A 14,895-nucleotide genomic window follows, 5' to 3' on the forward strand; every position below is an offset into this window, starting at 1 on the left:
CATAACCGCCCTATTAGTCAAATTTAAAATGAAGCGGTAAACGCAACCAACTGATTTAATTAAATAAAGTAAAAAGTTAATTGATTTTTTGAATCATGAACATATTTAATCCTATCATGATCATTTCACTTTATGCCTTAAAAAACAAACAAATAATCGTAAAAAAATGAAAATATAAAAAATAATTGTTTTAAATCATAACGTTACAAATAGCAGGTGTTTTATTAAAAAATAAAATAGAAATGACTTCTTTAATACGCAGGTTGATATGATTTTAACTCTCTTTAAAGAGCTATAAACATGCTCTAAATATTATCGCTACGGATATAATTTCAATATTAAACAAATACACTTTACCTACTTATATATATGGCTTTATTACAAATACTTCATTATCCAGACGAAAGACTCCATACTATTGCTAAAGTTGTCTCTAAGGTAGATCAACGGATTAAGACATTAGTTCAAGATATGGCTGAAACCATGAGAGCGGCTCCTGGTATTGGCCTCGCTGCAACTCAAGTGAACGTCCATGAGAGGGTCATAGTTTTGGATTTATCCCCTGAGCAAAATCAGTTACAGGTTTTTATAAATCCTGTCATTATTCAAAAAGAAGGAGAAGCTATTAATGAAGAGGGTTGTCTATCGGTTCCTGGAATTTATGACAAGGTAACTCGGGCAAGAAAAATAAAGATCCAGGCTCTCAATGAGATGGGTGAGAGTTTTGAATTAGAAGCCGAGGGCTTGTTGGCGGTTTGTATACAGCACGAAATGGACCATCTAGAAGGTAAAGTATTCGTGGAATACTTATCTTTATTAAAACAAAATCGTATTAAAACGAAACTTAAAAAAAGAATTAGAGAAACGCTGTAATGAGAATTATATTTTGCGGTACGCCAGATTTTGCGGCTCAACACCTACAGGGAATAGTAAAACAAGGTCATTACCCAGTGGCCGTTTTTACGCAACCTGATCGTGAGTCAGGTCGTGGCCAAAAGCTTTCCTTTTGCCCCACAAAGCAAGTGGCCCTTGACCTGGCCATTCCAGTTTATCAGCCTGCAACATTAAAAGATGACGCAACTGAAATACTGTTTCAGACACTCAAGGCGGATATTGTTATCGTAGTGGCCTATGGGCTGATTATTCCAGCAAGTATATTAAAGATACCTCCGTATGGCTGTATTAATGTCCATGCTTCCCTTTTACCTCGTTGGCGAGGAGCGGCCCCTATACAAAGGGCTATTGAGGCCGGTGATGATGAAACGGGAGTTACTATTATGCAAATGGATGAGGGGTTAGATACGGGGGACATGTTACAAACCTATACTTGTTCGATTAGTGCACAAGATACCGCCAAGACTTTAGCTGATAAATTAATAGCTCTTGGTATCAATGGGCTGGGTGATGTATTAGCTCTAGTAGAGCAAAACGCCTTAGTTCGGCACAAACAACCCGTTTTGGGTGTGACTTACGCTCAGAAAATAAGTAAAAAAGAGACATTTATTAATTGGGAGTTCTCTGCAACACAAATAGAAAGACAGATTAGAGCTTGGCAACCCCATTATGTAGCTAAAACACTCCACCACAAGGAAGTATTAAAAATATACCAAGCCGAAGTGAAAAATACACAGAGCAGGCAACTTCCCGGTACTATTATTAATTTAGATAAAGAGATAGAAATTCAATGTGGTATTGGCAGTGTATCCATTAAAACTTTACAAAAACCCGGAGGGAAACCCATTTCGTCCAGTGAGTTTTTGCGCGGCTACTCGCTTACTTTGGGTGAGCGGTTAGGGCAGTAATGGAAGAAAATCAACGTCTGGCTTCCTTGATATTACTCTACGTATTTCAAGGTAAAAACGTAGAGCAATCCCTGTCTATAGTATTAAAACAAATTAAGAGCGATCAAGTTAGTATTGGTGCTGTAAAAAGTTATATATATGGAGTACTGCGCTTTGGTTGGCAATTAACATTTATCCTTAGGCGATTATGTAAAAAAGCCCCTCCTCCCCCTATCGAAAACCTTTTATTAATTGCTTTTTATCAATTGATATATACCCATGACGAAGCGTTTACTGTGGTTTCTCAGGCGGTTAATGCCGCGATGAAACTAGAGAGCCATGCTTTAAAACCCTTTGTTAACGGAGTATTAAGAACATTTTTGCGAGAAAAAGAAAAATTAATGAGCCAGGTAATGCACAATGAAGAGGCAGTTTTTAATCATCCCCAATGGTGGATAAATAAAATAAAACAACAATACCCATTAAACTGGATAAATATTCTAGAGCAAGCGCAAAAAAGAGCTCCCTTCACTCTTCGGGTCAATCAACAATACATGGTCACAGAGGAATATTTAAACAAACTCGCAGACAAAAATTTAGACGTAACATGGCATGGACAGCAGGCGGTGATTTTAAGTACTCCTTGCCCCGTTGACCAATTACCGGACTTTAATCAGGGAGCGGTGTCAGTGCAAGACTTGTCGGCACAATATGCAGCTTCGTATATGGATTTATTTCGGCACGCTCGTGTACTGGATGCTTGTGCTGCACCAGGAGGTAAAACCTGCCATTTGTTGGAAAATAATCCACATATTGATTTATTAGTACTAGACAAATCTCCAGAGCGATTACAGCGTGTAAAAGACAATATAAAGAGACTTGATTTACCAACACCCAGTCTTGGTATTAAGGCAGAAGATGCACAAAATGTAACAAATTGGTGGGATGGTATACTTTTTGATCGTATTTTGTTGGATGTTCCCTGTACGGGTTCCGGGGTGGTAAGGCGTCACCCTGATATTAAATGGTTAAGACGTGAGAGCGACATTAAGCAGTTAGTGACTGAGCAAAAAGTTTTACTAACAAGTTTGTGGCCTTTGTTAAAATCAAAAGGAAAACTGGTTTATGTAACCTGTTCAATCTTTAAAGAGGAAACTAGTGAACAAATACAAGCTTTTCTGGATCAACACGCCGATGCAACCATGTTAAATGGTACTGATCCAGAGGATGGTTTTATAACACCAGATAGTCGTCATGACGGATTTTACTATGCGGTATGTCAAAAAAATTAAGTTTTTTATTGTCTTGCTATTAAGTTGTATTTCTTTAAATACTCTCTCTGAGGGCATTAATATTGATTCTTCAACGGTTTCAATAGACTATCAAAAGGGGTTAATTAACGCTCGGTATAGTGTGCAGCTCAATCCTACTTTAGAGCAAGCCTTAAACCGAGGTATTCCACTATTCTTCAATTTAAGTTGTGGCATTATTCAAACCAGGTGGTATTGGTTTAACAAAAAAATTTATTCCTCAGAACAAGAAAGAAAATTAACTTTTAATCCATTAACACGTTCTTATCGTTTTTATCTAGGTTCTGTATATGTAACATACAACTCCTTGTCAGAGGCTTTACTGGCAGTGGGTCAGGTTAGTAACTGGGTATTGGGTGAAGGCAATTTACTAAAAAAAGGCGAAGCTTATCAAGCAACACTCCAGTTGAAATTAGATGTCTCTCAACTCCCCAAACCCTTTCAAATAGATGCTATAGCCAATACTGATTGGACCTTATCCTCAACCCCTTACCAATGGATAATTAAACCGTGAAAACAGAAAAATTAACCGGTTTTTCTTGGTTAAAATGGTTTGTATTAGTTTCTGCGGTGTTTGGCGTCCTCCTGCTTTATTTATTGTCTGAGGCCACAGGAAACACTTCCCTTTTTGCACAAAATTATCCCCGATTGTTAGCAATCGGTGCTGGTGTTGCACTGATACTGGTTTTTTTAATCCTCGTCCAGTTATTGCTGTTTTATAAAAAAATTAAAGCAAAAGTATTTGGATCAAAGTTAACTTTAAAGCTATTAATGATATTTATATTAATGGCAATTATTCCAGGGACCTTGGTTTATGGGGTATCTGTTAAGTTTTTATCTAATAGTATCGAATCATGGTTTGATGTCAATGTAGATAAAGCTCTGACCGCTGGGTTAGATTTAGGGAGAACCACTTATGACACTCTTCTGAATGATTTAACTCAAAAAGCAGAAACTATGGCGCAGCAGTTATCTGAAGCATCGATTATCGATGAAGGAACAATGCTCTATCATCTGCGTGAGCAATCAGGGGTCCAAGAAGCTACTTTATTTTCAAAAACAGGAGCGGTCTTGTCCTTTGCTAGCGCACAAAGTGACACCTTGGTCCCAGAAGCATTACCCACAAGCAGTAATATGATGCATCAAATAAGAACTCAACGACCTTATAAAATGGTAGAAAGCCGTCCTGGAAAGGGTCAGTTTCTGAGGGTGGTGGTTCCTGTGAATACCCTCTCCTTTGAAGAGAACTTAAAGGCCTTACAAGTAATTCAACCTATTTCAAAGGAGTTGGCGCAGGAAGCCGACAGTGTGGAAGCTGCTTATCGCGGTTACCAGGAGTTACTGTTAGCAAGGGCTGGATTAAAGAGAATCTATGCTTTAAATTTGTCTTTAGTATTGTTATTGAGTATGTTGAGTGCCATTATTTCAGCATTTATTATTTCAGAAAAAATCAGTGCACCCTTAGGGCTCCTTGCAGAAATCACAAAAGTCATTGGTCTAGGGGATTATAGTAGAAAAATTCCCGTTATTAGTAATGACGAGCTGGGTATGCTTAGCCAATCTTTTAACACTATGACAGAGAAGTTAAAGGATACCTCTGAGGCCAGAGAACGAGCCCAAGAGAAATTAACAGAAGCCAAACAGTATCAGGAAAATATTCTTTCTAATTTATCTACGGGAGTCATTGTTCTCGATGAACGTTTAGTGCTAAAGAGCGCTAACGTTAGCGCAAATGAGATCCTTGGGATACGTCTAATTAGAGTTCGTCATGTCGCTCTTCAAGAATGGGGTCACTTTATTTCAGAGCTAACGGATTTGAGTCAGTATATCGAACAGCGCTTTGCAGAGGCCATGGATTTTACATGGGATGGAGACATTGATGTTAAAACCAAAGGTGGGATGAAAAAAATTCACTTTAGAGGATCGCGCTTACCAGGTGGCAACAATAGTGATTATGTTTTAGTCTTTGATGATATTACAAAAATGGTTCAAGCTCAGCGTGATGCGGCATGGGCTGAGGTAGCAAGACGGTTAGCCCATGAAATCAAAAACCCGCTAACACCGATTCAATTGTCCGCAGAACGATTAAGGTTAAAGTTATCAGAAAAGCTTCCGCCTACAGAACAAGAGCTATTAAATAAGAGTATTACTACCATTGTTAACCAAGTAGATGCTTTGAAAAATATGGTGAATGATTTTAGTGAATACGCAAGATCCTCAGCCACTAAAATTAGTTTGGTCAATATCAACGATCTTATTCTAGAGATTATGGGGTTATATGAATCAAACGGAGAACAAATTACATTGAACTTAACTCATCATTTACCCTTAATCAAAGGTGATCCCCAGCGCTTAAGACAGGTGATTCATAATCTATTACAAAATGCGTTAGATGCACTACAAGACCATCATCAGGCGAAAGTAACAATCATGACAAATTTACACGAAAACAAAGTAGTCCTGTGTGTTAGTGACAATGGCCCTGGTTTTTCCGAAGAATTTTTAACTAGGATATTCGAGCCATATGTCACAACTAAAGTCAAAGGAACGGGTCTTGGTTTGGCTATTGTTAAGAAAATAATAGAAGAGCACCAAGGTAGTATAGAGGCTGGAAATTTAGATAGTGGAGGAGCTGTGGTCAATATCAGTTTCCCTATGGCGGAGAAAGTGTGATGGCGAATCATATATTGGTTGTTGACGATGAAATAGGTATCCGAGAGTTATTATCTGAAATTTTATCCGATGAGGGTTATGAAATCACCTTGGCTGCAAATGCTTGGGAAGCACGACAAATTCGACAGAATATACGTCCAGATTTGGTCTTGCTTGATATATGGATGCCTGAAATGGACGGAATTACTCTCCTTCGTGAGTGGGTCAGTTTGGGTCAATTAAACATGCCAGTAGTTATGATGTCCGGTCATGCAACCGTCGATACCGCAGTGGAAGCCACACGGATTGGTGCCGTAGATTTTTTAGAAAAACCCATTACTCTGCCAAAGTTACTGGCTACCGTTGAAAAAGCATTACGTAAAGGGGAGACACAATATCGTCCCGATTTGTCTATTCTACAATTAGGCAAAGGCACAGTAGTTAGTGAGTTAAAAAGACGCTTGGATCAGGTTTCTAATCGCTTAGCTCCTCTATTGCTGGTGGGTGAAGTGGGCTGCGGAACTGAGCTTGCAGCTCGCTATCTTCATCAACCTAATACGCCCTGGTATGCCCCGGAGACTAACGAGTGGTTAGCAGATAATCCCTTTGAGCCTTTAAGTGAATGTCAGGGCGGGATTATCTTTATTCAAGAGATTAAAACGCTTAGCAAACCAGAGCAGCGTGGTTTGTCTCAGTTACTAGGAAAATTAGAAAAGCATCATGTGCGGTTAATTTGCGCGTCAAGTATGGCCGTGGGAGCGCTCATTAGTGAAAACATCATCGAAGCTGAGCTGATCACCCGTATATCTCAGTTAACTCTCTCTATTCCTCCTTTGCGCGACCATGCGGAAGATATTCCGGAGATCGCAACCGCAATATTGGGCAGATTGATAGAGGTAGGTGAAATTCCAAATAAGGTCTTTACCTCATCAGCCTTGAATAGTTTAAGACAATTACAATGGCCGGGTAATTTACCTGCACTCACTAACGCTATTCGCACCCTCGCTCTGACAACTACTAATACGGAGGTCGTTGCTGAAGATGTCCTGAAAATCTCCTCAGATTTTGATCAGCAACAAAAAAATCATTTTAATATGATTGGTTTTGATATGCCCTTGAGAGACGCACGGGATTTATTTGAAAAGGCCTATTTTGAGTATCATATCCAAAATGAGTCAGGCAATATGTCACGGGTGGCGGAAAAAGTGGGATTAGAGCGAACTCATCTGTATCGAAAACTAAAACAGTTAGGCGTAAAGCTCGCTTCTCAACGAGGTGAGGAATGAGCGAGAGAAAGTGGTTAATTCTCTCTCATGGATTTAATATGGATGGCAGGGCGGCAAGTCTCACTATCACCGATAAAATCCCACATTTAATTAATGCAGAGATTGAGCCAATTGTACTCAGTGCAGTGACCGGAAAAAAAGATACTAGGTTTTATCATCATCAACTTTTGCCGTGGGGACCTGCGGGCTTACGTTTTGATTTACGGCATTTAATTGCACAACAATACGGTCGTGGACTGTTTTATCGAATCAGTACTGGATTTGCTTCACTGCTTTTATCCCCTTTTATTTTACTAGAGCGTTTAATCTGTGGTCTACAAAGTCAGTGGTCATGGACCCCTGCTGCGATATTTTGGGGTTATATCTGTATTAAACGATTTAATCCGGAGTTAATTTATTCTACTGGAGGTGCCTATTCAGCACACTGGGCAGGCTATTGGTTAAAGCGAATGACTAAAAAACCATGGATTGCAGAAATCCATGATCCCATGGTTTTTCCGGGAACCCTCCCTAAGACTAGAAACTTAAAGTTTTGGGCGAAACTAGAGGGAATGATTTGCCGTGAGGCGGATCTTGTTTGGTGGTTTACAGAGCAGGCTATGCTCAGTGCAAAAAAAGACACCCGGAGCTGGGAGACAAAGGTAAAGTAATTCTACCCGGTGCAGAACCGCCTATAGTATCGGCGGAATATGTTAGAGATCCAAACTGTATCCATATTGGACACTTTGGTTCTTTATCTAATGTGAGAACAATAAAAGGTTTTGCAGAAGCTTTTTTAAAGTTTAAACAAGACAGTCCAGACAGTGCTAAAGTATTTAAAATCGAATGCTATGGGGGAAGTATTGATAGTCATGCAAAGCTATTCATAAATGAAAATAAATTAAATGACCAGTTCATAGAAGTTGGTCGTCTTGAATATGATCATAAAAAGAAAATATCAGGTAGAGAGCAAATACAAATAAAAATGCAGCAGATGGACTATTTGTTAATAATTCATGGTCATACTGCAGATTGTGCAGAATATATTCCATCTAAATTTTATGATTACCTGTGGGCACGAAGACCGATCATAGCAATCACACACAACAACAAGCAATTTAATACATTATTAAATAAATATAATAGTTTCATAGCAAACTCGAATGAATTAGATTCTATCGTTCAAGCGTTGAATAAAATATATTTAATATGGAAAAAAGGGTTAAATAAAAAAATTCAACTAACTCCAATAGGGACAGTTGACGCAACCAATTCAATAATTAATTATGTAAATTATGAAATTCACAGATCTAACTAAACAAATAAAAAAAATTGATATTGCAACAGATATGACATTATTTAATCCATCATTGATTTCTGAAAATGATGAATTGAAAGTAATGTTAAGAGTAATAGAAGAGGACAAAAATAAGAAAAATAGAAAGGGGTTTTTTTATTCAGAAAATTGGATAGTCAACTATGATGATCAATTCAATTTTAAAAACTATTCTATTATTGACGATGAGGGAATCATTAATCAATACAGGGAGTGTAGTTACGGATTAGAGGACGGTAGACTTTTTAAATGGAATAATGAAAACTGGGTAATATTCTCAGGTTTAAATATAGAAAATAAAAAATTTATTAATACAATGTGTATTGCGAAGTTGGTTGGAAACAAACTGAAAGAGTTTACTCTTATTCCCTCACCACAAAACAAAGAAAGAGAGAAAAACTGGGTCCCCCTCGTAAAAGATAACGAGTTATACATTATTTATAATATTGATCCATTAGAAATTTACTTATATAAAAATGGTACTTTAAGTTTGTTTTACAAAAGTAAAAAAAAATATCAACGTTTCTTTGTTTCAGGCTCTTCTACGGCGATACAATTTAATAATAATTATGTTTTTGTCTCGCACCATAGAGAAAAAATGAATATAATAAAAAAGCTTTTTTTAAAATTAACGAATAAGGAAAGATATAAAAAAGAAAAAATTTACTTTTACCATCAATTTCACTTACTAGATGAGTCCTTGAGAAAACTTCGTACGAGTAAAAAGTTCAACTTCGAAAAAAAAGGAATAGAGTTTTGTGCAGGTATCGCGATTAAGCATGACAATATTTTTATGTCTTATGGTTTATCAGATCAAGCCGCTTATTTAATCAAATTATCTATTTCAGATATATTTTCTGATTTGTCGACAATGGAACTTAAATCTATTTAATGAAAATCATTAGACTACCGACACAAAAATTTATTCCAGAAACCTTTAATCAAGATAGGCTATCCTCATTAATTTATATTCTCATAACTCTCTCACCAATTGTTTTTTTTACATATGAAAGGGCATTTGGTGAATGGTATAAGCTAATCTCTATTTTATGCGTTACATCATTAATCATACAGAAAGATATAATTAATTTTAATTGGAGAAATAACAATCTCTCGTTAATGATATTTGTTATTTATCCGTTAGTAATTTTAATTAATCAACTGTTAAGATGGGATTGGCACATTCATGAATACTTAGATAAGTTACGATTTTTATTCGCAATACCAATTTTTATCTATTTATCCGAAAAGAAATTTAATTTTATGGGGGTTTTAGAAAAATCCTTGCCTATTGCATTAATACTTTCTTATGTAAGCACAAATTTATTTTTTTTAGATCGACAGTATGGCGATCGTTTCACAGACCTTTTCTTAAATCCGATTTATTATGGCGAAATTACGCTATCAATGAGTATGATTTTGTTGGCGACGTTTTTTATATCGCACAATAAAAATATATATATAAATTGTTTAAAAGTAATTGGTTTTCTTATGGGAATTTATATATCTGTAAAGACAGGTAGTAGAACTGGTTGGGAAAACTTAATAATTATTCCTATCCTTTTGATATTGTTTAAAAGAAAAAATCTTAAAACAGAATATCAACTCTTATTTTTACTATTATTCATGGCAGGATTAATTTTATTAATTAAATATAATCAAACAGTCTCTTTACGTTTAAGCCAAGCCTATCTTGAAATAAAAAACTATCCTTGGTCGGGAGGTATGGCTCCAGTCACATCTGTTGGACAGAGAATTACATTTTACAGAATTGGTTGGGATTTAATGCTTAAAGAGCCTTGGTACGGCTGGGGCCAAAAAGGATATGGGGGATTATTGTTAAGACCGGAGTTATTGTCCTTTTCTGCAAAGGAAACGTTACTAATGACTTACTATGCGCATTTTCATAACGAATTGTTAACGTTAATTGTTTGGTATGGCGTTTTTGGTCCTATTATTTATTTGATAAACTTTATTTTCCCATTAGTTAACGCAATAAAAGTGTTAAAAACTCAAATCGTTAATGAGGTTACTAAAAATAATTCATTAATATTGATTGTTTTTCTAGTAACTCAAATAGTCGCTGGTTTGTCAGATATGGTTATTTTATTTAAATACATGATAATGTTTTATAGTTTCATGATGGCATGTTTACTGGCATCTGTTCATAAAAAAGAAATTTAAATACACTATATACTTATATTAAAGATTTAGATTTCCCTTAGGATCTTAACTTATTTAACCGGTAAAGCTCTTCCAGTTGTACATATAAACGTTTTATTTCCCTGGCTCCCATTAAATGTATTTGAAGTAGTATTGTTTAATCAAAAGTTAAAAGAAATAATTTACTAAGTAGACTCCATTGTTGTGTACGAACACAGGTCTTAAGAGATTTGACACAGCGTTTCTTAAACTTTTTTTGTATAGCATTTTTTTGGAAATTATTTAAATCGAAATTTAAAAACACGTCTAATTCTGTTAATGCAGATTCAAGTATTGTTATATTCTTAGAATTTGACACACTGCCTTCTGTAATGCGATATATAGTAGTAAAAATAGGTAAAAATTTAAAATTTAAATTATTTTTAAAACATTTCCATGAAAAAGCATAATCACAAGCATCCTTTATAATTCCATAATTATTAAATTCGATATGGTATGTATACCCAATTTGCTTGGCTCTATTTGTGTTTATTATAAAACCGTTACTAGGGAGAGACTGATTTGAAACAATGTCAAATGAACTAGAATTATTTAAGTTTATATTTCTATGGAACTTGTTATTGAAATCAATTCCTTCATGATCAGTATGAAGTCTATTTTTTTCCAATAATTTTTGCATACCAAAATAAACATTATTTTCATTATCTTTATCTATATAGGAAAAGAATTTCTCTAATGAATTGCTGATAAGTAAGTCATCGTCATGAATGATCATTAACCATTGGGAATTAGCTCTTTGTATTAAATCATCAACATTTTTAGCTTGTCCAAGGGATATGTTTCGATTTATCACACTAATTGGAAGGTTAAACAAATTTCTTATTTTTCTTCAGATATAAAATTGTTATTATCATCGTTACCAATTAAAACCTCTTTTGGCAGCACATTTTGTTGCGTTATAGAATGCAAGCATTCCTGTAGAAGGTCTAAACGTTTGTATGTGGGTATTAAGATGGATAAGTTAATTACAGATTGCATGAAAAGTTTAAATATTGAGTTGTTTTGTTATTAATTTTGTAGGCATTAAAAGTAAGCAGTCACTATAACTAATGATAGTATTTTTACAACCCTCTTTTCCACAGGGTATACATGTTTGTTCACCTTGAATAATGGATATATTCATTATTGTATTATTACTGTTTGTAGACCAAGGGTTTCCATGTGAATAATTATAAGGCCAGGGTCCCCATTTTACAGGGTTAGTTGGGCCAAATAATGCAATAGTTCTAACTCCGGTGGCCGCGGCAATATGTGTGATTCCAGTGTCAGGTCCCACAAAGTATTTTGCCCCTTTAATTAAATGTGCCACCTCTCCTAATGACAGTTTTCCAGCCAAATTTTTACATTGAGTGGCTTTTTCTATATCTTTACAATATTCTATTTCGTCTTTTTCGGAGCCACCTGTTAATACCACAGCGATATTTCTTTCCTGAATATAACGCACTAATTCTACCCATTTATTCTTATCCCACATTTTGTAATTAAACTTAGGATATGGATGAATCACTATATATTCTTGTGTTAAAACGGTGTTACTTAGGTTTAACTCTTTAAAAGGCGGGATAACTTTATTACTAGGCTTGATATCAATAAAGCTTAATAGTTTTTGGTTATGAATAACCGTATGAGTGTTGATATTGTCAAATAAAAAACCGTCTGTCAAAAAAAATTTTGAGAGTTGTGAGGTATGTTCATTATAAAAACCATAAAATTTTTTGCCGGCTATAAAGCCATATAATCTTGCCCGATCCGAGGAGACTGGACTTAAGGCCACATCATATTTTCGCCATAAAGAGAAATATTCTTTAATACGATGAATAAAAGAGGTTCTATGAGGGAGAGCGATAACCTGATTTATATCAGGATTTCCTTCCAGTATCCCTTCAGATCCCTTCAGAACTAAATAATCAATTTGTGCTTCTGGATCCTTAACGCGGATAGAATTTGCGATCGGGGTACTCAGTAGAACATCTCCCAATCTTAATGTGCAAATGATTAAATACTTTTTAATTGAACACAACCCTTAGATTTTGGCGCGCTCGACAGGAGTCGAACCTGTGACCTTTGGCTTCGGAAACCAACACTCTATCCAACTGAGCTACGAGCGCACGATAACACATCATTACAAAGTTATTACAGTAATATACTTATTGAAAGTGTCATTTTATATTTTTTATTCATTAGACACAAAAAAGCTATAATTAAGTAGTATATATCAATGGATTTGGATTATGTCTAATACAAAGTCTTCTTTTCTAAATATTGTCCAAGGTGTCTTACTCACCGTTGCCGGAGTTGCATTGGTTTTATTATTGCAGCATTATTTATTCAGTTTAAAGCCACAGCCCCATACGTCCAACCAAGAGATTGATAAACGAATACAGCCCCTGGCTACCGTTGTCATTAGTGAGACACCAAAACAAGAGATGGTTGGTGTCACCCAGGCTAAGACTAACAGTTTACCAGTTGAAACTGCTAATCCCTCCTCCTCTCCCTCCCCTATAAAAGCGACGTTAGCGAGTAACGATAATGCTGGTGTAGGTAAAAAAACTTTTGAATCTATTTGCACGGGTTGTCATAGCTCAGGGGCTTTAGGCGCACCTAAATTTGCAAATAAAAAAGACTGGGCACCTAGAATCGCTCAAGGAATGGATGTTCTATATAAAAGCGCCATAAAGGGAAAAAATAGTATGCCTGCCAAAGGGGGCAATCCCGCTTTAACCGATGATGAAGTCAAGGCGGCCGTTAATTATATGGTGTCAGCAGCAAAATAAAGCATGAGTATTTATATCGTTGGCGATGTTCAAGGATGTTTTACTCCCCTCGAGCAGTTATTAGATAAAGTAAACTTTAATTCTCGTCAAGATCAACTCTGGTTTGTTGGAGATCTCGTTAATCGTGGTCCGCAGTCACTTGAGGTATTACGCTTTATTAAAAATCTAGGTAACGCCGCTGTTAGCATCTTGGGTAATCATGATTTGCATTTATTATGTGTTGCGGAGGGTTATCAAAAGGCTCACGCAAGTGATACCTTCGATGGCATTTTTAACACTCCGGATAAAGATGAACTGTTAACGTGGTTACGCTGGCGTCCCATGATTTATCATGATCAAGGGGTGACTATGGTACATGCTGGTATTTTACCGCAGTGGAGCATTACTGAAGCTCTGTCCTTGGGGGCTGAAGTCGAGACTGCACTTAGAGGTGAAGATTACTTAGAATTTTTAATTCATATGTATGGTAATAAACCTGCTAAATGGAGCGATGAGTTAGTGGGTATGGAGCGTTTGCGAGTGATAACTAACGCCATGACCCGACTAAGATTAATTGATAAAGAAGGCAAAATGGATTTTTCTTTTAAGGGGAAAATACAAGAAAAACCTAAAGATCTTTATGCTTGGTATGACTTTCCAAATCGTAAAACAAAAAAAGATACCATTATTTTTGGGCATTGGTCAGCTCTAGGCTTACATATGGAATCAAATATTCTTGCTTTAGATACCGGATGTTTATGGGGTGGCTGCTTGACTGCGCTACGTCTCGAGGACCGTAAATTGTTTCAAGTAAGCTGTAGAGAAGAGGCTTCACTTAAGCACTTCATGAAGTAGAGTTTGAGTATCTTTTTCTAGAATCTGTGCCAATTCTCTGCGGTGCACATCTACAGGCGTGATGATGTGACCAATGGCTACTTTCACCGTGGTTTGGGGGCTCTTAACTACCCCAAGTAATGATGAAACAAAGTTCATGTCTCCAACAAAGGGGATATAGGGATTAATTTTTCCATTGCTCAGATAGTAACGAATTGCAATGGGTAAAAAGGGTGTTTTTTCACTTACCGCAGGTTGCAACATAGAGCTTTTAAAGGGTAGGATTTGTTGACCATTAGAAGTAGTACTTTCTGGAAACAGTCCCAAGGAATCTCCCTCTCTTAAGGCGTAGACCATGTCATTACCAATAGCTTGGGTGGCACGTCTATTTTGTCTTTGTAAAAAAAGAGTCCCTGATTTATCCGCTAACCAACCAAATACAGGCCAATGTCTTACCTCAGATTTAGACACAAACCGTACAGGGTGTAGGGAGTGAATAACAAAAATATCTACCCAAGAAATATGATTAGAAGTCAGAATATAAGTTTGCTTTTTAAAGTCAGGAAGCTCACCAATAGTTTCTACGCGAACACGTAAATAAAATAAAAGTAATTGTGCCCATTTTCTAATTAATCCCATACGCACTTTTTTTGAGGAAATGGGAAATATCAGGGTACAAGTTACGACGCCTACTACCACATGAAACGAGACAAAAATAAGCTTTATAAAAGACGTCACACG

16 protein-coding genes and 1 tRNA gene are annotated in these 14,895 nt (G+C 36.2%); 12 read left to right on the forward strand and 5 right to left on the reverse strand.

Going from position 1 to position 14,895, the window contains the following annotated elements:
• The first annotated feature begins 369 nt into the window (after nucleotides 1-369).
• Genes def through FERRO_RS02325 form a run of 10 tightly spaced genes read left to right on the forward strand, consistent with a single transcriptional unit; the run spans nucleotide 370 to nucleotide 10,528 of the window.
• Nucleotides 370-873 carry a peptide deformylase gene (def, locus tag FERRO_RS02280; protein ID WP_056929243.1) on the forward strand — a complete coding sequence of 168 codons (504 nt, stop codon included), beginning with the start codon at nucleotides 370-372 and terminating at the stop codon, nucleotides 871-873.
• Complete coding sequence (fmt, locus tag FERRO_RS02285) at nucleotides 873-1,802, forward strand: methionyl-tRNA formyltransferase (protein WP_056929244.1); 930 nt, start codon at nucleotides 873-875, stop codon at nucleotides 1,800-1,802. The genes def and fmt overlap by 1 nt, the downstream gene beginning before the upstream one ends.
• Nucleotides 1,802-3,073 (forward strand): 16S rRNA (cytosine(967)-C(5))-methyltransferase RsmB, encoded by a 1,272-nt coding sequence (rsmB, locus tag FERRO_RS02290; RefSeq protein WP_056929245.1) that lies wholly within the window; start codon nucleotides 1,802-1,804, stop codon nucleotides 3,071-3,073. Before fmt ends, rsmB begins: the two co-directional genes overlap by 1 nt.
• Complete coding sequence (locus FERRO_RS02295) at nucleotides 3,051-3,605, forward strand: DUF4390 domain-containing protein (RefSeq protein WP_160318087.1); 555 nt, start codon at nucleotides 3,051-3,053, stop codon at nucleotides 3,603-3,605. Before rsmB ends, FERRO_RS02295 begins: the two co-directional genes overlap by 23 nt.
• On the forward strand, nucleotides 3,602-5,764 hold the full coding sequence (locus FERRO_RS02300) for an ATP-binding protein (protein WP_056929247.1): 2,163 nt from the start codon (nucleotides 3,602-3,604) through the stop codon (nucleotides 5,762-5,764). The genes FERRO_RS02295 and FERRO_RS02300 overlap by 4 nt, the downstream gene beginning before the upstream one ends.
• Nucleotides 5,761-7,029 carry a sigma-54-dependent transcriptional regulator gene (locus FERRO_RS10500; RefSeq protein WP_446718610.1) on the forward strand — a complete coding sequence of 423 codons (1,269 nt, stop codon included), beginning with the start codon at nucleotides 5,761-5,763 and terminating at the stop codon, nucleotides 7,027-7,029. Before FERRO_RS02300 ends, FERRO_RS10500 begins: the two co-directional genes overlap by 4 nt.
• Complete coding sequence (locus tag FERRO_RS02310; protein WP_056929249.1) at nucleotides 7,026-7,679, forward strand: hypothetical protein; 654 nt, start codon at nucleotides 7,026-7,028, stop codon at nucleotides 7,677-7,679. The genes FERRO_RS10500 and FERRO_RS02310 overlap by 4 nt, the downstream gene beginning before the upstream one ends.
• Entirely contained in the window at nucleotides 7,610-8,326 is a 717-nt protein-coding gene (locus tag FERRO_RS02315) for a hypothetical protein (RefSeq protein ID WP_152975684.1), read from the forward strand. The genes FERRO_RS02310 and FERRO_RS02315 overlap by 70 nt, the downstream gene beginning before the upstream one ends.
• Nucleotides 8,304-9,236, forward strand: a complete 933-nt coding sequence (locus FERRO_RS02320; RefSeq protein ID WP_056929251.1) for a hypothetical protein — start codon at nucleotides 8,304-8,306, stop codon at nucleotides 9,234-9,236. The genes FERRO_RS02315 and FERRO_RS02320 overlap by 23 nt, the downstream gene beginning before the upstream one ends.
• Complete coding sequence (locus tag FERRO_RS02325; RefSeq protein ID WP_082601151.1) at nucleotides 9,236-10,528, forward strand: O-antigen ligase family protein; 1,293 nt, start codon at nucleotides 9,236-9,238, stop codon at nucleotides 10,526-10,528. The genes FERRO_RS02320 and FERRO_RS02325 overlap by 1 nt, the downstream gene beginning before the upstream one ends.
• A 136-nt stretch (nucleotides 10,529-10,664) precedes the next feature.
• Here FERRO_RS02325 and FERRO_RS02330 read toward each other — a convergent pair whose 3' ends face one another.
• From FERRO_RS02330 to FERRO_RS02340, 4 genes are all read right to left on the reverse strand, one after another.
• On the reverse strand, nucleotides 10,665-11,381 hold the full coding sequence (locus FERRO_RS02330) for a glycosyltransferase (protein WP_160318088.1): 717 nt from the start codon (nucleotides 11,379-11,381) through the stop codon (nucleotides 10,665-10,667).
• A gap of 5 nt (nucleotides 11,382-11,386) precedes the next feature.
• Nucleotides 11,387-11,545: a glycosyltransferase family 2 protein gene (locus tag FERRO_RS10615; RefSeq protein ID WP_152975685.1), complete on the reverse strand. Its 159-nt coding sequence runs from the start codon at nucleotides 11,543-11,545 to the stop codon at nucleotides 11,387-11,389.
• 7 nt (nucleotides 11,546-11,552) lie between these two features.
• Nucleotides 11,553-12,545, reverse strand: a complete 993-nt coding sequence (locus FERRO_RS02335) for a glycosyltransferase family 9 protein (RefSeq protein WP_160318089.1) — start codon at nucleotides 12,543-12,545, stop codon at nucleotides 11,553-11,555.
• Nucleotides 12,546-12,598: 53 nt separating this feature from the next.
• A tRNA-Arg gene (locus FERRO_RS02340) sits at nucleotides 12,599-12,675 on the reverse strand.
• Nucleotides 12,676-12,798: 123 nt separating this feature from the next.
• Between FERRO_RS02340 and FERRO_RS10090 the strand changes: the two genes are divergently transcribed.
• Nucleotides 12,799-13,341, forward strand: a complete 543-nt coding sequence (locus FERRO_RS10090; RefSeq protein WP_152975686.1) for a c-type cytochrome — start codon at nucleotides 12,799-12,801, stop codon at nucleotides 13,339-13,341.
• Between the two features lie 3 nt (nucleotides 13,342-13,344).
• Nucleotides 13,345-14,175 carry a symmetrical bis(5'-nucleosyl)-tetraphosphatase gene (locus FERRO_RS02350; RefSeq protein WP_056929255.1) on the forward strand — a complete coding sequence of 277 codons (831 nt, stop codon included), beginning with the start codon at nucleotides 13,345-13,347 and terminating at the stop codon, nucleotides 14,173-14,175.
• On the opposite strand, the gene FERRO_RS02355 is transcribed toward FERRO_RS02350, so the two are convergent.
• A complete protein-coding gene (locus FERRO_RS02355; protein ID WP_152975687.1) occupies nucleotides 14,152-14,892 on the reverse strand; it encodes a lysophospholipid acyltransferase family protein in 741 nt (246 codons plus the stop codon). The genes FERRO_RS02350 and FERRO_RS02355 overlap by 24 nt on opposite strands.
• Nucleotides 14,893-14,895 lie beyond the last annotated feature (3 nt).

The organism is Ferrovum sp. JA12, assembly GCF_001431705.1.
GTDB lineage: Bacteria > Pseudomonadota > Gammaproteobacteria > Burkholderiales > Ferrovaceae > PN-J185.